Genomic DNA, 2,138 nt, shown 5'->3' with positions numbered 1-2,138 from the left:
CAGCGGCTCCGAGGGGCCCGCCCTCATCTCTTGTTCAGCATTGCTTGGCTCTTACGCGCCGCGCATTCGTGGCGCACAGTCGTCCGCATAGCGGACAAAACGCATCTTCTCTTTTTCCAGCTCCCAGTCTAGCTCATTCAGATAAATGTTGGCCAGTAAGGGGGAGATGACCCCGCCCTGAGGAACTCCTTTCTTCGAGAAACTTCGAGCACCTTTCTCCACCACCCCTGCCTTTAGCCAGTGCCAAATCAGGTTGAGTATCGATCGATCTGCAATTTTCCCTTTGAGTAATTTCATGAGTAAGCGATGGTCAATACAATCGAAGTAACCCTTAATGTCAGCATCGTACACCCAGACATATCTTTGCTCCATCAGGTGTATAATCCGTCCAAAGGCGTTAAATGTTCCTTTCTCTGGTCGGAAACCGACGGATGCCGGATGGAACACTGTCTCATAGAGCGGTTGAAGGATATTGACGACTGCTTGCTGCACCACCTTATCCCGGATCGATGGTAACCCTAGTGGACGTTTCTTTCCGTTCCGTTTTAGAATGTATCGTCTTAGTACCGGCTGCGGCGTGTAGCTTTTATCCCTCAGTTCTTGCAGGACTCTTTGGAGGTTTACTTCAAGATTTCTTTCAAAATCTTGGAGCTTTACTCCGTCTACTCCCCCGGCTCCACCGTTTGCTTTTACTTCGAGCCATGCTTCAAGCAGTCTCTGGTAACTGAGCAAACGTCCATATAAGTTGTGCCATTTCACGATTTCGAGTGTCTCCTCGCAAGCAAGACCATCTTGGCAGTGTTTCACGTCGGAGGCTTACCAATTTGCATGTCTGCTTCTGAATTAACGTTTCAGTAACGACGTTTCCCTTCGCTTCACATCGAGTTATGGTCTCTATGCTACTTCGCTACTATGAAAACGCTCTGACTTCTCTTCGCACACGAGCAACTTCGGGTACCCTTATATGCTCATGTCCTTTCGGTGACGAAGAGACCTCGACGGGTCACCCATACTGGCTGCAATGTGCATGTCTCACCCTCCACGTGATGAATCGCATATCCCGTTTCCATGGTCTACAGGACTGCCTTACCCTTGTAGGGTTTTGGGTTCCAGAGAAGTCGCACCGTCCCCAATTCATCCCGCCGCATCGGCATTCAGCATTTCGCTTTCAACCTGCACATCTCGGATAGGGACCTCTCGGAAGTTCCCCCTCTCCTCCGTCACGGTCCACACGGCGCCGCGCTAGACGTATCCTTTGCTGTATTGACCACTGTACAGCGTTGGCCTGTTCCTGCTTTTATATCCTCAGGAGTGTCCAACATCCAAGTATGGGCTGCCGCCCGCACAACCACCCTGCACTAAAGTGCAGGGATTTATTTAAGCGACTGAAAGTCGCAGTTCCGGCTAAAGCCGACTGAAGATAACGGACTGAAAGTCCTACCCTACACTGAAGTGCAATGAAATGTCCTCTTGCTTAAGCAAGCTAAAGTTCGTGACTAAAACTCACTCTTCGATCTTGAATACTTCGTCGATTTTGGAGTTCCCTTGGTCTTCGATATATTCTTTGATCATTTCTTCGATAACTGCTCCGACTGTTCTACAAAAATACCCAGGTGCCCACAAATGCTGACCCCAGTACCGCTTCTTCAGCTCCTGAAATTCTTCCTGCAACATCTTGGAAGATCTTCCTTTCAGGTACTGTAACAACTTGCTTGGGGCTATCGTTGGTGGGCACGATACCAGCAAATGAACGTGTTCTTTTCCTATACTGCCTCGGATGATTTGTATGCTTCTCGCTTCACATCCTTGGCGGATTAATTCTCGTAACCGTTCTGCTACTGCACCTTGTAATACCTTATACCGATACTTTGTTGTCCATACGACAAGGATCCACTGGCTGAAAGCCAGTGGGTTTAGAGACCAGGAACTTATTAACTTGAGTGTTGCAAATTCATTCGAGTAAGGAAGAAAATGGACATACCTGTAGCGGGATACGATTTTTAGCCTTATGCAGGGTGGTTCAGATCTCGTAAAATGTCGAATAGAGGTTTCTTTTGAAGGGCACTCTCGTACACATATACGAGCATCTGTCCTCGATGTTCGTAGCGAATTCGCCTGACAACATCACCCAGCGTGAG

The 2,138-nt window shown here is 48.4% G+C and carries 2 protein-coding genes; both read right to left on the bottom strand.

All coding sequences use genetic code 11. From position 1 onward, the window contains the following. Positions 1-51: 51 nt before the first annotated feature. Positions 52-759 (bottom strand): reverse transcriptase domain-containing protein, encoded by a 708-nt coding sequence (locus tag ACE41H_RS25055; protein ID WP_375358297.1) that lies wholly within the window; start codon positions 757-759, stop codon positions 52-54. 744 nt (positions 760-1,503) lie between these two features. Continuing rightward, positions 1,504-1,932, bottom strand: coding sequence for an IS200/IS605 family transposase (tnpA, locus tag ACE41H_RS25050; RefSeq protein ID WP_375358298.1), 429 nt, complete (start codon positions 1,930-1,932; stop codon positions 1,504-1,506). Between the last annotated feature and the right edge of the window lie 206 nt (positions 1,933-2,138).

The sequence above is a fragment of the Paenibacillus enshidis genome (assembly GCF_042136365.1).
In the GTDB taxonomy this organism is placed as follows: Bacteria; Bacillota; Bacilli; order Paenibacillales; family Paenibacillaceae; genus Paenibacillus; species Paenibacillus enshidis.
This window is presented reverse-complemented; position numbering and strand designations above follow the sequence as displayed.